The organism is Prauserella flavalba (assembly GCF_003202235.1).
Classification (GTDB): Bacteria; Actinomycetota; Actinomycetes; order Mycobacteriales; family Pseudonocardiaceae; genus Prauserella_A; species Prauserella_A flavalba.
On sequence record NZ_MASU01000005.1, the window covers coordinates 1,197,896 to 1,211,376 of the forward strand.

Sequence of the window (13,481 nt, forward strand, 5' to 3'; positions counted from 1 at the left end):
CTCAGTCACGCTCCCTCAGGTAGCGGCCGAACGTGGCGCCCTCGGTACGCAGCCACTCCGCGTACTCCTCGGGCCCCTTGTACTGGACCAGCAGTCCGTTCTTCTCCGCGTACTGCTCCCATTCCTCGCTGCGGCTGACCTCCCGCAGTGCCTCGGCCCAGTAGTCCACCGCCTGGTCGGACGCGTCGGCGGACATGATCACGCCCTGCGCTCGGTAGTACGAAGTGGACACTCCCTGCTCGCGCAGGGTCGGTACGTCCGGCAGGGACCCGAGCCGCTCGTCCGCCGTGATCGCGAGAGCGCGCAGCTCGCCCTTGTTGAGGTAGCTGCGGGCCAGGGTCGGCACCACGAGGGCGACGTCGATGCGCTCGCTGACCACGTCCGGGATGACCTGGGACACGCCTTCGCTCGGCACGAAGTTCAGCCCGGCCGGGTCGATGCCGCGCGCCTCGGCGACCTCCTTCCACTTGGACGGTTCCTTGGACTGCAGCGTGCTCGACAGGCCGAAGGTGACCTCGCCCGCGGCCATGCCGTCGAGCAGGTCCCGGAACGTCCGGAGCCGGGAGTCGGCGCCCGTGACGACCACCATCGGGCTGGTGGCCAGCTGCGCCACCGGCCGCAGGTCGTCCAGGCCGACCGGTGCGCCTTCGCGGTACAGCGGCGCGAGCACGTCCACCCACTGCATGAGCGTGTTGTCGTCGCCCTGCCGGGTCAGGGTCTGGATACCGACCAGGCCGCCCGCTCCGGGGAGGTTCTCGACATAGATGTCGCCGCGGGCGATCCCGGCCTCGGTGAGCGTGCGGGCGGTCTCCCTCGCGGCGGTGTCGGTGCCGCCGCCGGAGCTGAACGGGACGATGTAGCGGATCTGGCTGCCCGGCGCGTCCGGGCCCTCGCCCGCCGCGGTCCCGCATCCGGCGAGAGCCACGATCGCCAGCACGGCGAGCAGGCTCCTGCCCTTCCTCGATGCCATGCGCAGTCCTCTCTGACTGACGGCTTCTGGTCTGCGACATCTTGTATATAAGTAAACTTGATGTCAACCTTTGGACATCGCGCCGCCGAACTGATAGACAGTGTGTCCATATTCGTTCATCGTGAACGTATTCAGTCTTGGTGATTAGTCTGCTGGATGGGGACAACATGCTGACCAACCTCGGGCGTCTCGTCGCGCGCAGCGCGTCGTACTGGCCCACTCGCGACGCGCTCGTCTGCGGCGAGCAGCGGTGGACCTACGCCGATCTCGACCGTCGCTCCAACCGGCTCGCGTCCGCGCTGGCGAGCCGGGGAATCGGCGCCGGGGCCGCGGTCGCGACGTTCGCGTCCAACCGCGCCGAGCTCGTGGAGGTGGAGGTCGCGCTGTACAAGGGCGGGCTCCTGCGCGTCCCGGTCAACCACCGGCTCGGGCTCGAGGAGGCCCGTCACATCCTCGTCGACGCCGGCGTGCGGATGCTGCTCACCGACGCCGCCCACGCCGAGACCGGCCGCGAGGCCATCCGAGGGAGCGGCCGCGACATCCCCCTCGTCGTGTTCGACGGCGGGCAGCCCGGGGCCCAGACCTACGCGGACCTGCTCGCCGAGGGCACCGACGAGCCCGTCGCCGTGGACGTGGACCTCGACGAGCCCTGCGTCCTGCACTTCACGTCCGGCTCCACCGGCAAGCTCAAGGCCGCGGTGCAGACCACCGGCAACCGGCTGGCCAACGTCCGCAAGCGGCTCATGGATCCCGACGTGGCCGCGTCCCCCGGCGACTCGTACCTCGTCGCGGGACCGATCACGCACGCCTCCGGCATGGGCGTGCTCGCCGCGCTGAGCAGGGGAACCGCCATCGTCGTGCTGCCGTCGTTCACGCCACAGGACTTCCTCGACGTCATCGCCAAGGAGAAGGTCACCTCGACGTTCCTGGTGCCGACCATGCTCAACATGGTGCTCGCGCATCCGGGCCGCGACACCGCCGACCTGTCCTCGCTCAAGGCCGTCCGGATCGGCGGCGCGCCGGTGTCACCGCAGCGCCTGCGTGAGGCGGTCGAGCTGTTCGGGCCCATCGTGATGCAGGGCTACGGCCAGGCGGAGACCACCAGCGGGGTCACGGTGCTCACCACCGACGACGTCGTACGCGGCATCGAGAGCGATCCCGACATCCTGCTCTCCTGCGGGCGCGCGCTCTTCGACACCGAGGTCCAGGTGGTGGACGAGCGGTTCGAGCCCGTGCCCGCGGGCGCGATGGGCGAGCTCGTGGTCCGCGGCCCTGACTGCGTCCGCGCGTACTGGAACGAGCCGGAGCTGTCGGCGCAGACCTTCCGCGACGGCTGGGTGCTGACGGGCGACATCGGTTACCTGCGCGAGGACGGTTACCTGTTCATCGTCGACCGCAAGAAGGACATGATCATCTCCGGCGGGTTCAACATCTACTGCAGCGAGGTCGAGGCCGCGATCTACGAGCACCCGTCCGTCGCCGAGGCGTGCGTGGTGGGCGTTCCCGACGAGAAGTGGGGCGAGGCGGTCAAGGCCGTCGTGGTCGCCAAGCCCGGCGCGGAGATCGATCCGGCGGAGCTGATCGCGTTCTGCGCCGAACGACTCGACCGCTTCAAGAAGCCGCGGACCGTCGACGTCGTCGGTGCCCTGCCCGTCAACCGCAACGGCAAGATCGACCGCCGCGCCGTGCGTGCGCCGTACTGGGCCGGCGCCGACCGGGCCGTGAACTGACAGGGAGACCATGATGATCTTCGACCTCACCCCCGGCTACGACGAGCTGCCGGGCATCAAGCCCGTTGTGGAGAAGCTGCGCGACTACCTGCGAGGCGAGCTCGCCGACTACGAACGCGCACACGACCTCGGCCCGGAGACCGTCTTCGACCGCTCCGTGCTCCAGCCCGTGTGGAAACGCAGCCGGGAGCTGGGTTTCTACGGGATCCACCTGCCTCCGGAACACGGCGGACGCGGGCTCAGCCACACCGAGCTCGCCGCGTTGAAGGAGGAGGTCGGCGCGTCCGGGCGCACGCTCTACCACAGTGTGCTCGGCGACATGGGCGGGCCGCTGCGCGCCGGGGCGATCTTCGCCTACGCCACGCCCGAACAGCTCGACCGCTACCTGGTGCCCGTCGTCGAGGGCGACCGCGCGTGCTGCTTCTCGCTCACCGAGACCGACGCGGGCTCGGACGTGCGCGCGATGCGCACCACCGCCACCCCGGACGGCGACGGCTGGCGGATCACCGGGCGGAAGGTGTTCAGCTCGGCGGGCCCCTTCGCGGACTTCTCGATCCTGGTCGCCCGCATGGCGGGCACCGAGGAGACCTACTCGGCGTTCCTCGTCGACCTCGACTCCCCCGGCTGCACCGTGCTGCCGGGCGAGGTGCCCCTTTCCGGCCAGCACATCGAGTCCGACATCGTGCTCGACGACTGCTATGTCGGCCCCGGACAGCTGCTCGGCGAGATCGGCGACGGCCTCCGGATCGGGCTGGGACGCGTCACCACCAACCGGCTGCTGCACTGCCCCACCGTCCTCGGGCACGCCCGCCGCGTTCTCGAGCTCACCATCGCCCACGCGAAGAACCGCGCCGTCTTCGGTGGCACGCTCGCCGACCTCCAGTCCATCCAGCACAAGATCGCCGACATGGCCACGGCGTTCTACGCGGCCAGGTCGATGACCTACGCCGCGCTCACCGCGCTCGACGAGGGCAGGCGGCCGAGCACCGAGGCGTTCATGTGCAAGCTGTTCGTGGCCGAGAACGCCTTCACCATCGCCGACGCGGGGATGCAGATCCACGGCAAGGCCGGGATGGTGAAGGGGTCGGAGATCGAGTGGCTGTTCCGCCGCCTGCGGATGTTCCGCATCCTCACCGGCTCCTCGGAGATCCAGAAGAACGGCATCGCCAAGGCGCTGCTCCGCTGAGCGGCTCAAACGCGGTGTCCAATATGCTGCATCGTGTAGCGAGTTGTAAGCTTCGTCGCCTGGAGACTCCGCCGACCTGGAGGGCAGATGGCCGAGGACCGCCGGACCAGGCGCACCAAGCGCCTGCTGAGGAACGCGATGGTGGAGCTGGTTCTCCAGAACGGTTTCGACAACGTCACCGTCGAGGACATCACCGAGCACGCCGACATCAGCCGGGCCACGTTCTACAAGTACTACCGGGACAAGCAGGCGCTGCTCGACCAGGTCGTCAGCGACGTCCACGCGGAGCTGCAGGCCCGGCTGGTACCGCTGGCCCCGGAGTCGTCAAGGGGGTTCACCGGCAAGCCCGCGCTCGAGCTGTTCCGGCACGCGCGGGAGGAGCGCGACGCGTACCGGGTGATCCTGCGCGGCGAGGGCCACGGCACCGCACTGCGGAAGTTCGTCGACATCCGCACCGCCAGCGCGGCGCGGATCTTCGCCGAGCGGGCCGCGAATCTCGGTGTGACGATGCGGATCCAGCCCGAGCTGCTCGCCCGCGCCTGGGTCGGCGAGCAGGTGGCGATCCTGCAGTGGTGGCTGGAACAGGACGAGCCCGCGATGACTGCGGAGGAGATCACGCAGATGCTCCTCACGCTGTCGCTGCGCGGCCGGTACTGGGCCAACGGGTTCGACGGCCCACCCGACGACGTCACGCTGGCCCCGGTCCCGGAGTAGCCGCCGGACCGACCCGGAACACCGGCAAGCCCGGCGCGACGCGCTCGAACTCCGCGAGCGGCGCGTCCCTGTCCACGGGCACATGTGCCCTGGCGTTGGGTGCCCGCCGGAGGTACTCCCGGAGGATCGGGGCACGCCGCTCCGGCGGCACCTCCCGCAGGCACACGCGCTCGCGGTGGCCGTGCCGGAGGGTGACCTCGCCGGCGGCCGCCCGCGCGTTGCGCACCCAGTTGGCCTGCTCCCCCAGCATGGACACGAGGTACCGCTCGCCGCCGACGACCACCATCACCAAGGGCACGGTGACGGTCCGGCCGGAGCGCCGTCCCGGCACCTCCAGCGTCACGAGGTAGTCCGGGGCGACGCCGCGGGCGTAGAGCACGGCCGTGCCCCGGTCGAGTACGCGCGCCACCCGGTTCGGCCTGCCACCGCGGTAGAGCCACTGCTTCAGGTTCATCGCCCGCACCTTCCTGTACGCCGTACATGTACGTTGTACAGTGCGCCTGTACGCTGTACATTGTCAAGCGATGAGCCAACCGAAACGCCGAGGCACGGCGGATGACGAACGCACGGCCCTCACCCGTCGCTCCGTGGCCGGTGCCGCGGTCGCGCTCGCGGACGCCGAAGGGCTCGCGGCGGTGACCATCCGCAGGCTCGCAAAGGACCTCGGCGTCACGCCTATGGCGCTGTACTGGCATTTCCGGAACAAGGACGAGCTCATGGACGGCATCGTCGAACTGCTCTACGAGGAGATCGACGTTCCCGCCGTGCAGCCGTCCGCCCCGTGGCCGCGGCAGCTGAGGACACTGCTGGAGTCGATCGTCGCCGTGCTGCGCGCACACCCCGCGACGGCGCCGCTGCTCGCGACCCGCAACGTCACCTCCGAGAGCAGCCTGCGCACCATCGAGACCGCGCTCGACATCCTGGGCCGCGCCGGTTTCACCCCCGCCGAGGCGACCCAGATCGTCCGCCACGCGCTGAGTACCGTCACCAACCTCGTGAGCGGCCTGCCCGGAGCCACCGGCAGGCTCGCGGACCCCCGCAGCGCCCGCAACTTCCTGGAGTCCCTGCCCGCCGGTACGTATCCCCGGCTGGTGGAGGCGGCGGGACCGCTGAGCGCCTGCGAGGACCAGGACGCCTACCTCGCGTTCGGTCTCGAACTCCTCCTCGCCGGAATCGAGGCCACCGCTCGCACCCGTTCGCAGTGAAGGTGGCCTTCACCGCGGGCGGATCCGGAGCAGCGCGCGCGAGCCGAGGAGGACGAGCGTCGCCACGGTGATCACGAACGCCGTGGCGGGAACCCAGTCGCCCCATCGGACATAGGGCGTGGATCCCTCGTGGATCGGCACCTCGACCACGAAGATCCCCCGCGCGTCGGGCGGCAGCCACGCCAGGCGCCTGCCCCGCGCGTCGAACGCGGCCGACGTCCCGTCCAGCTCCACCAGTACGGCGGAGCGTCCGGACTCCACGGCACGGATGGCCTCGGCGCTCGCCTGTACCGGATGCGCCCAGGTGCCGTGGAACGACGTCAGCGAACCCTGCACCACCGTCACGTCCGCACCCCGCCGCACGAGTTCCCTGCGCAGGTCCGGAAAGACCGACTCGTAGGAGATCAGCGGGCCCAGCCGGACCGCGCCGACCCGCAGGATCGACGGCTCGACGCCCGGTGCCCTGTCCTCGTCGGCGATCCCGGTGTCCCGCAGCAGACCACCGAGCAGCGACCGCAACGGCACGTACTCGCCGAACGGAACCAGCCGCCGCTTCTCGTAGGTGCCGACCAGTCCCCCGGCCCCGTACTGCTGGGCTGTCTTCCTGATGCGGCCGTCGGTCCCACGGGCGTCGACGTTCACGAGCACGTCGCTGCCGACGGCCGCCGCCGTCTCCCGCAACAGGGTCACCGTATCGGGCCGCCGCGCCGGGTCGAACGCCATGCTGCTCTGCCCCCACACGACCACGTCCTGCCCGCGTCCCCGAACGGTGCGGGTGAGCTCCACATGCCTGGCGAACCGCTGCCCGGGATCGTGAATCACCCCCGCCTGCACCCCGGCCACCCGGATCGTGCCGGTCATCGCCGGATCCGCCCGCAGCAACCCGTACCCGAGGGCCGACGCGGCGACCACGACGGCGAGTCCCGCACCGGAGAACCGCACCGCGCGACTCACGCCGGGAAGGGCCGCGGCCGCGAGCCCGACGTTGACGGCCACCAGCACGGCACTAAGCAACCACATGCCCCCGAGCGCCGCCACATCGAGCACAGGCGGCACCTGCCACTGGGTCAGCCCGAGGATTCCCCACGGGCCGCCCAGCCGCTCCCACGACCGCACCACCTCGACGCTCACCCACACCGAGGGCAGCACGACGCCCGCCAACGCGACCCGCCCCGGGGACGGCTCCCGCAGCAACTGGTACGTCAGCAGCCCGAACGGCACCCACACCACGGCTGCGACCACGGCCACGGCGAGCGCCAGCAACCCCACCTGAGGCAGCACCCAGTGGAAGAACGTCAGGAAAAACCCCGCCGACGCCAGGCAACTCCGCCACCCGGCCTCGCGGTACGACCCGGCACGCGCGAACAACACCACGAGCGGGGCGAGCCCCACCCACGCCAGCCACCACAGAGCGGGAGCCGGGAACGCGAGCACCAGCAGGCAACCGAGCAACAGCGCGACCCCGCGCGCCACCCACCGGCGGACCCGCCCGGCAGCACCCATACCGGCACGCTACCGATCCGGCGGCACGGGCCGTGGCAATCCGCGAGTCCGGCGGGGATACTCCCGGCATGGCCTACGACCACGACCTGGCCGACCGCGTCCGTGAACTGGTCGCCGGGGAGAAGCACCTCAGCGAACGCACGATGTTCGGCGGCCTGGCGTTCCTGCTGGACGGCAACATGGCGGTGGCGGCCAGCGGGCAGGGCGGGCTGATGGTGCGCGTCGCCCCGGAGGACACCGACGTGCTGACCGGTGAGCCCGGCGTCGAGCCGATGGTGATGCGCGGGCGCGAGCTGCGGGGCTGGCTCCGGGTGGACTCCTCCGCCGTCGGTGCGCGGGACCAGCTCGAACGGTGGGTCGGCCTCGGCGTCGCCTACGCGCGGTCGCTCCCGGCCAAGACCGCCCGCCGCTGAACGACGCCTCGGGCTACGGCGCCTCGGCGAGCGAGAGGCGGTTGCCGTCCGGATCCACGACGACGACGTGGCGCACGCCGTTGCCGTAGGTTTCCACCGGCTCGTGCTCGGCGCCGTGGGCGACGAGGCGGGCCAGTATCGCGTCGAGCCCGGTGACGCCGAGGGTGAGCAGCGCGTGGCCCGCGCGCCCGGGATGCTCGTCGACGACGATCCACGCGGTGTCGCTGACCCGCCAGAGCGCCTCACTCCCCACCCGCTCGTCCGCGGGGCGCCCGAAGAACGCCGCGAACCAGCGGAGTGCGGCGGCCAGGTCCCTCACCGGTACGACGCTGTAGAGGTGCGTCATCGTTGGCGTGCTCGTCGGCATGACCTCTGTTCCTTCCCGCTCCGGCTCTCCTGTACACGGACTCGCCGGGGCGGCGGAACTCATCGCCGCGCTCACCACGGCCCTTCCTGGCCCGGGATCGGGACGTCGATGCCGCTGCAGTAGCGCTCCCACAGCTCGCGCACCCGCCGCCGTGGCCAGCCGCACTCGGTGATCGCGGCGACCAGGAGGATCCGTCCCGCCCCGGAAGCGGTGTCCAGGCTGACCATGCCGAGCCGTGCCCGCGCGCCCTGCGGCCCGGCGCGGATGAAGTCGTGCAGTACCCACGCCATCGCCCGTTCCGACGGAGTACTGCCCCGCGCGGTCTCCATCAGGCGCGCGGCGACGGACTCCTGGCCCGCCACCTGCCGCCGCGAGACGAGCACGTTCATGCAGTGCAGCGCCAGCTCACGCCACGCGGTGTGGCCGAGCTCGTCGACGTGGTCCACGAGCCAGTCCGCGCAGACCACGCTGCCCGTCTTGACCATGTCCGTGATGGTGGCCTGCAACAGGATCGGCAGCGGCACTCCCGGCCGTTCGGCAACTCCGCGAAGCCACGCCTCGAACGGATCGCGCGTCATCGTTCTCCCTCGTCAGGCGCCGCCGCACGCGCCCACAGGGCATGCGGCGGCCGGCTACGGCCGGGTGGGTGTCGCACCCGGCCTCAGGCGAGGGGGCCGCGCCCACTCTAGTCCACAGCGCGGCGCCGATGTCCGCTGTGTTCAAGACAAAGCGGTCCGGTGAGCCGATGCTCGCACCGAGGTTCCCCACAAAGAGGAGAGATGAGGATCGGTATCGGGCTGCCCGCCGCCATACCGGGCGCTGAGCCCACCTCGATCGGGCGGTGGGCCGCCGAGAGCGAGCGGTGCGGGTTCCCCGCGCCGGGCGTGATCGACCGGCTCGTGTACGACAACCTCGATCGGCTCGCCGCGGCGGCCGCGAGCACCCGCCGCGCCGAGCTGCTGACCACGGTGCTCAACATCGGCTACCGGCGGAATCCCGTCGTGATCTGCCGCGGATCATGCCGGACGTGCTGACCGAGGAGGAGCGGATCGGCGACGAGCTCGCGAGACTCGCCGACGCGCTCGAACGGGCTCCCTGCGCGTTGCCAGGCAAGGCAGTGCGCGCGAGCTGATCGTCCACTGAGGACGGGTCAGTCGGCGTCGGGCGCGTCCGCCGTCAGGTCGATGCGGGGCCGCGTGCGCACGGTGCCGAACAGCAGCGCCTGCGCGGTGGCGACCATGTGGTCCGAGATCGCGGTCTGTGTCTTCACCGGGTCGCCCGACTCGATCGCGGTGACGATCTCCAGGTGCCTGCCTGGGCTCATGTTGGACAGGGCCCGGTCGAGCCCCCGGTACATGATGCACATCCGCATCGGGCCTTCGAGCAGCTTCCACGACCGCACCAGCGCGTCGTTGTCGGTGAGCTCGCACAGCAGCTCGTGGAAGGCGAGGTCGGCCTCGATCTGGGCTTCGAGCGACACCCTGGCCGCGCGCGCCATGTCGTCCACCGCGGCCCGCAGCCTGCGGCAGTGCTCCTCGCGGTAGAAGCTCGACGCCAGCGTCTCACCGGCCAGCGACTCCAGCGCGGCCCGGACGGTGAAGGTGTTGATGATGTCCTTCTCGCTGATCGACCGCACCGTGACGCGCCCACGGTCGCCGTAGTCGACCAGGCCCTCCTGCTGCAGCTGCCGGAACGCCTCGCGCAGTGTGCCCCTGCTGATGCCCAGCTGTTCGGAGACCTGCACCTCGCCGAGGTGGCTGCCGGGAGGGAAGTCGCCGGTGGTGATCGCCCTGCGCAGCGTGTCGACCGCCATCTGGCGCAGGTTGCGGCTGGGCTCCCTGCTCGAAGCCGGCCGGCTCACCACGCGCAACCTCCCCGGACCTCTCGTCAGCACCGTGCGTACCCGCCCGTCAACTGTACCGTCCCTCCCGGCCTGCCCCGTCCTCAGTGGAGGAACGCGCCGCCGTTGATGTCGATCGTCGTGCCCTGCAGGTAGCCCGCGTCCTCCGTGGTGAGCCAGGCGATCACGCCCGCGATGTCGTCCGCGGTCGCCTGCCTGCCCAGCGGGACGCTGCGCGTGATCGCGGCCTCCAGCTCGTCGGTGGTGGCGGCGGCGCGGATGTCCGTGTCCACGGCGCCGGGTGCGACGGCGTTGACCGTGACCCCAGCGGAGCCGAGCTCACGGGCCAGCGACTTGGTGAACCCGAGGATCGCCGCCTTCGCCGAGCTGTACGGGGTCCGGCCGAACACGCCACCGCCCTGCTGGGCCGACACCGACGACATGTTCACGATCCGGCCCCAGCCCGCGTCGATCAGGTCGGGCAGGAACGCCTTGGTGACGAGGTAGGTGCCGGTCGCGTTGACGGCGAGCACCTTGTTCCACAGCTCCAGGGTGGTCTCCAGGAACGGCACCGGAGAGGTGATGCCGGCGATGTTGACCACCGCGCCGACCGCGGGCAGCCGCCCGGCGTCGACCTCGTCGCGCACCGCCCGGTACGCGGCGAGCACCGAGCCCTCGTCGGCCACGTCGACGCCGTGGGCGAACACGGGTGCGCCCGTGGCCGAGGCGATGTCGTCGGCGACCTGCTTCGCGGCGGGCTCGTCGAGGTCGAGCACGGCCACGGCCCAGCCGTCGCGGGCGAGCCGGGCGGCGGTGGCCTTGCCGATGCCGCGCGGCGCGCCCGCGCCGGTGATGACAGCGGTGCGCTGCGTCTCGGGCATGTGTTCTCTCCTTGCGTCGTGGGTCTAGAGGCCGGCGATGAACTCGGCGGCCCTGATGGCGGCGGCGGGCCGTTCCTCGTCGGTGACGTCCCTGGTCTCCAGCTCCAGTGAGCTGTGGCCGCGGTAGCCGGTGGCGCGCAGCGCCTCGAAGGTCGCCGCGAAGTCGACGACCCCGTTGCCGATGCTGTGGTTGATGTGGCCCGGTGTGGCGTCGCGGAGATGCACGTGGGTGATCCGCTCCGCGAAGCGCCGCGCGAAGGCGGCGGGGTCGCCGCCGGAGGCGACGAGGTGACTGGTGTCGAGCACGAGTCCCACGGCGGGGTCGAGCCGGGCGACGAGTGCCGCGGCGAGCTCGGTGTTCCAGCACAGCCGGTAGAGGTGCGGGGCCTCGACCCAGATCGCGAGTCCGCGCCCGGCCGCGGCGGCGGACGCCCTGCCCAGCTGCCGTGCGACGAGGTCGAGGTCCGCGTCGAGGCTCGCGAGCGGTTCGTGCGACAGGGCCCCGCACGGGAGCACCAGTGCAGGCGCGCCGCACGCCTCGGTCAGGTCGAGCAGCCGTCGCAGGTGGGTGTCCCGCTCGCGCTGTCCCGCGTCGTCGACGGGCCGGTTCAGGTCGCCGACGTCGCCGTTGACCGAGCGCACCGTCAGGCCCGAGGCCCGCACGCGGGCGGCGACCTCGCGCACCGCCTCGTCGGTCAGGTCGTAGGGCACGTGGTCGCACACCCCGGGCAGTGCGCCGAGGTCGATCTCACCGAACCCGCACTCGGCGATGACATCGAGCGCGGCCGTCAGTGGCAGGTGCCGGAAGCTGATCGTCGAGCAGCCCGGCCATCCGGTTCGCCTCATGGGCACCGATGTTAACAGGAATGTGTCAACAGACAAGATGCTCGGCTTCTTTCGCTCAATTGCAGGTCATACGTTCGTCATTCACTGTTGACATCGATCCTTCAAGCCCGCACGATGTGCTCCACTGTCAACAGGAGGGCGCTCTCCCTGCTCTAGGGTCGAGCCGGCCCCTGAACCAGAGAGGCGATCGACATGCGCAGCGAAGCGCTCACCATGCGCGGCCCGGTGCACGGCACGTCCGATGCGCGCCGGGTCGCCTGGGGCTCCACCGCGGGAGCCGTGATCGAGAGCTACGACTTCATCGGCTTCGGCACGGCCGCGGCACTCTACTTCGGCTCCGCGTTCTTCCCGAACGCGTCGCCGGTCATGGGCACGCTGTCGGCCTTCGCCACGCTCGGCGTCGGCTTCGTCGCCCGCCCCATCGGCGGCATCCTCGGCGGTCATCTCGGCGACCGCATCGGCCGCAAGCCGGTGCTCGTCGCGTCCCTCATCGTGATGGGGCTGGCGACCTTCGCCATCGGCCTGCTGCCCACCTACGCAACGGCGGGCCTGCTGGCGCCGGCCCTGCTCGTGACCGTGCGGATCATCCAGGGCGTCGCCTACGGCGCCGAATGGGGCGGCGCGATCCTGATGACCTACGAGCACGCGCCGTGGCGGCGCAAGGGCGCGTTCACGGGCATCGTGCAGTCCGGGTTCCCCATCGGGCTGCTGCTCGCCAACCTCGTCTTCCTGGTGTCGGTGAACCTACCGGGTGACTGGGCGTGGCGCGTGCCGTTCCTCGCCAGCGCCATCCTCGTGATCGTCGGCCTCATCGTGCGCGCGAAGGTGCCCGAGTCGCCGGTGTTCGAGGACGTCCGCGAGAGCGGCGACATCGTCAAGGCGCCGATCGTGCAGGTGCTGCGCGACGACTGGCGCAACGTGCTGCGCGGCATCGGGCTGCGAATCGCGGAGACGGCAGGCTACGCCGTCGCCATCACGTACATGATCTCCTACCTGAAGTCCGAGGAGCTCGCGACCAGCGGCCAGACGATCCTCGCGCTGTGCATCGCCTCGGCCGTCGGCATCGGCGCGACCATCGCGTGGGGCGGCCTCACCGATCGTGTCGGACGCCGCCCGGTCTACGTGTGGGTCACCTTGTTCGGCGCGCTCTGGGCGATCCCGATGTTCCTGCTCGTCAACACCGCCTCGGTGGTCGCCATCATCATCACGGTGGTGATCTCCTACGCGATCTGCCAGAACGCGCTCGCCGGCGCGCAGGGTGCCTGGTTCCCCGAGCTGTTCCAGGCCAAGACGCGTTCCTCCGGTGCGTCGCTGGCCTACCAGATCTCGGCGATGATCTCGGGCGTCACCCCGTTCGTCACCACGCTGCTCTTCCTCTGGCTCGGCTGGCTGGGCCCGGCGCTGCTGTTCCTCGCCTACTCGGTGCTCGGCCTCATCAGCGCGCTGGTCACCAGCGAGACGTGGGGCCCGCAGGAACGGGCCGCCGCGCTGCGCGCCACCGAGCAGGCCCCGAACCCGGAGCCCGCTCCGGCCCGCTGAGCTCCCCGGAGGTCCACACCATGCCTGGTGTGGACCTCCGGCCACCGTCAGCCGAGCAGCCACAGGAACATCCTCGCCACCCCTCCGAGGCAACCGCCGGGCTGCGCATCACTCCGGATCTCGAAGTCGCCGCCCGGCTCCACACCGGGATGCCGCCGGCGATAGTGCTCCGCGAGCCGTTCGGCGCCCTCGCCCTCATCGAGCCACGGCGTCTTGTGGGCGCATTCTCCACACCAGTAGCGGAACTTCGCTGACATCAGCGCAGTCTCGCCGCTGTCGCAGGTCAG

Annotated in this window: 16 protein-coding genes; 7 read left to right on the top strand and 9 right to left on the bottom strand. The window is 70.9% G+C overall.

Translation table 11 applies throughout. The features are described from left to right. Nucleotide 1: 1 nt before the first annotated feature. The gene (locus BA062_RS13200) at nucleotides 2–970 is read right to left on the bottom strand and encodes a Bug family tripartite tricarboxylate transporter substrate binding protein (RefSeq protein WP_110336336.1); all 969 of its coding nucleotides are present in this window, start codon (nucleotides 968–970) and stop codon (nucleotides 2–4) included. A gap of 167 nt (nucleotides 971–1,137) precedes the next feature. Between BA062_RS13200 and BA062_RS13205 the strand changes: the two genes are divergently transcribed. The 3 genes from BA062_RS13205 to BA062_RS13215 all read left to right on the top strand — a co-directional run bounded on the left by BA062_RS13205 (nucleotide 1,138) and on the right by BA062_RS13215 (nucleotide 4,600). Next, nucleotides 1,138–2,700, top strand: a complete 1,563-nt coding sequence (locus BA062_RS13205) for an AMP-binding protein (RefSeq protein ID WP_110336337.1) — start codon at nucleotides 1,138–1,140, stop codon at nucleotides 2,698–2,700. Nucleotides 2,701–2,710: 10 nt separating this feature from the next. Beyond that, the gene (locus tag BA062_RS13210; RefSeq protein ID WP_245959799.1) at nucleotides 2,711–3,886 is read left to right on the top strand and encodes an acyl-CoA dehydrogenase family protein; all 1,176 of its coding nucleotides are present in this window, start codon (nucleotides 2,711–2,713) and stop codon (nucleotides 3,884–3,886) included. Nucleotides 3,887–3,973: 87 nt separating this feature from the next. After that, on the top strand, nucleotides 3,974–4,600 hold the full coding sequence (locus BA062_RS13215; protein WP_110336339.1) for a TetR/AcrR family transcriptional regulator: 627 nt from the start codon (nucleotides 3,974–3,976) through the stop codon (nucleotides 4,598–4,600). On the opposite strand, the gene BA062_RS13220 is transcribed toward BA062_RS13215, so the two are convergent. Further along, the gene (locus tag BA062_RS13220) at nucleotides 4,575–5,054 is read right to left on the bottom strand and encodes a nitroreductase/quinone reductase family protein (protein ID WP_110336340.1); all 480 of its coding nucleotides are present in this window, start codon (nucleotides 5,052–5,054) and stop codon (nucleotides 4,575–4,577) included. The genes BA062_RS13215 and BA062_RS13220 overlap by 26 nt on opposite strands. A gap of 70 nt (nucleotides 5,055–5,124) precedes the next feature. Between BA062_RS13220 and BA062_RS13225 the strand changes: the two genes are divergently transcribed. Next, nucleotides 5,125–5,805 carry a TetR/AcrR family transcriptional regulator gene (locus BA062_RS13225; RefSeq protein WP_110336341.1) on the top strand — a complete coding sequence of 227 codons (681 nt, stop codon included), beginning with the start codon at nucleotides 5,125–5,127 and terminating at the stop codon, nucleotides 5,803–5,805. Between the two features lie 9 nt (nucleotides 5,806–5,814). On the opposite strand, the gene lnt is transcribed toward BA062_RS13225, so the two are convergent. Continuing rightward, the gene (gene lnt / locus BA062_RS13230; protein ID WP_110336342.1) at nucleotides 5,815–7,308 is read right to left on the bottom strand and encodes an apolipoprotein N-acyltransferase; all 1,494 of its coding nucleotides are present in this window, start codon (nucleotides 7,306–7,308) and stop codon (nucleotides 5,815–5,817) included. Between the two features lie 68 nt (nucleotides 7,309–7,376). On the opposite strand from lnt, the gene BA062_RS13235 reads away from it, so the two are divergent. Further along, nucleotides 7,377–7,721 (top strand): TfoX/Sxy family protein, encoded by a 345-nt coding sequence (locus tag BA062_RS13235; protein WP_110336343.1) that lies wholly within the window; start codon nucleotides 7,377–7,379, stop codon nucleotides 7,719–7,721. A gap of 13 nt (nucleotides 7,722–7,734) precedes the next feature. Here BA062_RS13235 and BA062_RS13240 read toward each other — a convergent pair whose 3' ends face one another. After that, complete coding sequence (locus BA062_RS13240; protein ID WP_245959800.1) at nucleotides 7,735–8,088, bottom strand: VOC family protein; 354 nt, start codon at nucleotides 8,086–8,088, stop codon at nucleotides 7,735–7,737. A gap of 71 nt (nucleotides 8,089–8,159) precedes the next feature. Continuing rightward, nucleotides 8,160–8,666, bottom strand: a complete 507-nt coding sequence (locus BA062_RS13245) for a hypothetical protein (RefSeq protein ID WP_110336345.1) — start codon at nucleotides 8,664–8,666, stop codon at nucleotides 8,160–8,162. Between the two features lie 201 nt (nucleotides 8,667–8,867). On the opposite strand from BA062_RS13245, the gene BA062_RS13250 reads away from it, so the two are divergent. Further along, on the top strand, nucleotides 8,868–9,122 hold the full coding sequence (locus BA062_RS13250) for an LLM class flavin-dependent oxidoreductase (RefSeq protein WP_110336346.1): 255 nt from the start codon (nucleotides 8,868–8,870) through the stop codon (nucleotides 9,120–9,122). Between the two features lie 116 nt (nucleotides 9,123–9,238). Here BA062_RS13250 and BA062_RS13255 read toward each other — a convergent pair whose 3' ends face one another. From BA062_RS13255 to BA062_RS13265, 3 genes are all read right to left on the bottom strand, one after another. Continuing rightward, nucleotides 9,239–9,949, bottom strand: coding sequence for a GntR family transcriptional regulator (locus BA062_RS13255; RefSeq protein ID WP_245959801.1), 711 nt, complete (start codon nucleotides 9,947–9,949; stop codon nucleotides 9,239–9,241). An 83-nt stretch (nucleotides 9,950–10,032) separates the two neighbouring features. Further along, entirely contained in the window at nucleotides 10,033–10,809 is a 777-nt protein-coding gene (locus BA062_RS13260) for an SDR family NAD(P)-dependent oxidoreductase (RefSeq protein ID WP_110336348.1), read from the bottom strand. A 24-nt stretch (nucleotides 10,810–10,833) separates the two neighbouring features. After that, nucleotides 10,834–11,655 (bottom strand): sugar phosphate isomerase/epimerase family protein, encoded by an 822-nt coding sequence (locus BA062_RS13265; protein WP_110336349.1) that lies wholly within the window; start codon nucleotides 11,653–11,655, stop codon nucleotides 10,834–10,836. Between the two features lie 192 nt (nucleotides 11,656–11,847). On the opposite strand from BA062_RS13265, the gene BA062_RS13270 reads away from it, so the two are divergent. Continuing rightward, on the top strand, nucleotides 11,848–13,194 hold the full coding sequence (locus tag BA062_RS13270) for an MFS transporter (protein ID WP_110336350.1): 1,347 nt from the start codon (nucleotides 11,848–11,850) through the stop codon (nucleotides 13,192–13,194). A gap of 47 nt (nucleotides 13,195–13,241) precedes the next feature. On the opposite strand, the gene BA062_RS13275 is transcribed toward BA062_RS13270, so the two are convergent. Further along, entirely contained in the window at nucleotides 13,242–13,451 is a 210-nt protein-coding gene (locus BA062_RS13275; protein ID WP_110336351.1) for a hypothetical protein, read from the bottom strand. Nucleotides 13,452–13,481 lie beyond the last annotated feature (30 nt).

What these genes read in the sequence shown, in the direction of transcription:
- BA062_RS13200 (WP_110336336.1), bottom strand. Translation starts at nt 970, where the DNA reads ATGGCATCGAGGAAGGGCAGGAGCCTGCTCGCCGTGCTGGCGATCGTG.
- BA062_RS13205 (WP_110336337.1), top strand. Translation starts at nt 1,138, where the DNA reads ATGCTGACCAACCTCGGGCGTCTCGTCGCGCGCAGCGCGTCGTACTGG.
- BA062_RS13210 (WP_245959799.1), top strand. Translation starts at nt 2,711, where the DNA reads ATGATGATCTTCGACCTCACCCCCGGCTACGACGAGCTGCCGGGCATC.
- BA062_RS13215 (WP_110336339.1), top strand. Translation starts at nt 3,974, where the DNA reads ATGGCCGAGGACCGCCGGACCAGGCGCACCAAGCGCCTGCTGAGGAAC.
- BA062_RS13220 (WP_110336340.1), bottom strand. Translation starts at nt 5,054, where the DNA reads ATGAACCTGAAGCAGTGGCTCTACCGCGGTGGCAGGCCGAACCGGGTG.
- BA062_RS13225 (WP_110336341.1), top strand. Translation starts at nt 5,125, where the DNA reads ATGAGCCAACCGAAACGCCGAGGCACGGCGGATGACGAACGCACGGCC.
- lnt (WP_110336342.1), bottom strand. Translation starts at nt 7,308, where the DNA reads ATGGGTGCTGCCGGGCGGGTCCGCCGGTGGGTGGCGCGCGGGGTCGCG.
- BA062_RS13235 (WP_110336343.1), top strand. Translation starts at nt 7,377, where the DNA reads ATGGCCTACGACCACGACCTGGCCGACCGCGTCCGTGAACTGGTCGCC.
- BA062_RS13240 (WP_245959800.1), bottom strand. Translation starts at nt 8,088, where the DNA reads ATGCCGACGAGCACGCCAACGATGACGCACCTCTACAGCGTCGTACCG.
- BA062_RS13245 (WP_110336345.1), bottom strand. Translation starts at nt 8,666, where the DNA reads ATGACGCGCGATCCGTTCGAGGCGTGGCTTCGCGGAGTTGCCGAACGG.
- BA062_RS13250 (WP_110336346.1), top strand. Translation starts at nt 8,868, where the DNA reads ATGAGGATCGGTATCGGGCTGCCCGCCGCCATACCGGGCGCTGAGCCC.
- BA062_RS13260 (WP_110336348.1), bottom strand. Translation starts at nt 10,809, where the DNA reads ATGCCCGAGACGCAGCGCACCGCTGTCATCACCGGCGCGGGCGCGCCG.
- BA062_RS13265 (WP_110336349.1), bottom strand. Translation starts at nt 11,655, where the DNA reads ATGAGGCGAACCGGATGGCCGGGCTGCTCGACGATCAGCTTCCGGCAC.
- BA062_RS13270 (WP_110336350.1), top strand. Translation starts at nt 11,848, where the DNA reads ATGCGCAGCGAAGCGCTCACCATGCGCGGCCCGGTGCACGGCACGTCC.
- BA062_RS13275 (WP_110336351.1), bottom strand. Translation starts at nt 13,451, where the DNA reads ATGTCAGCGAAGTTCCGCTACTGGTGTGGAGAATGCGCCCACAAGACG.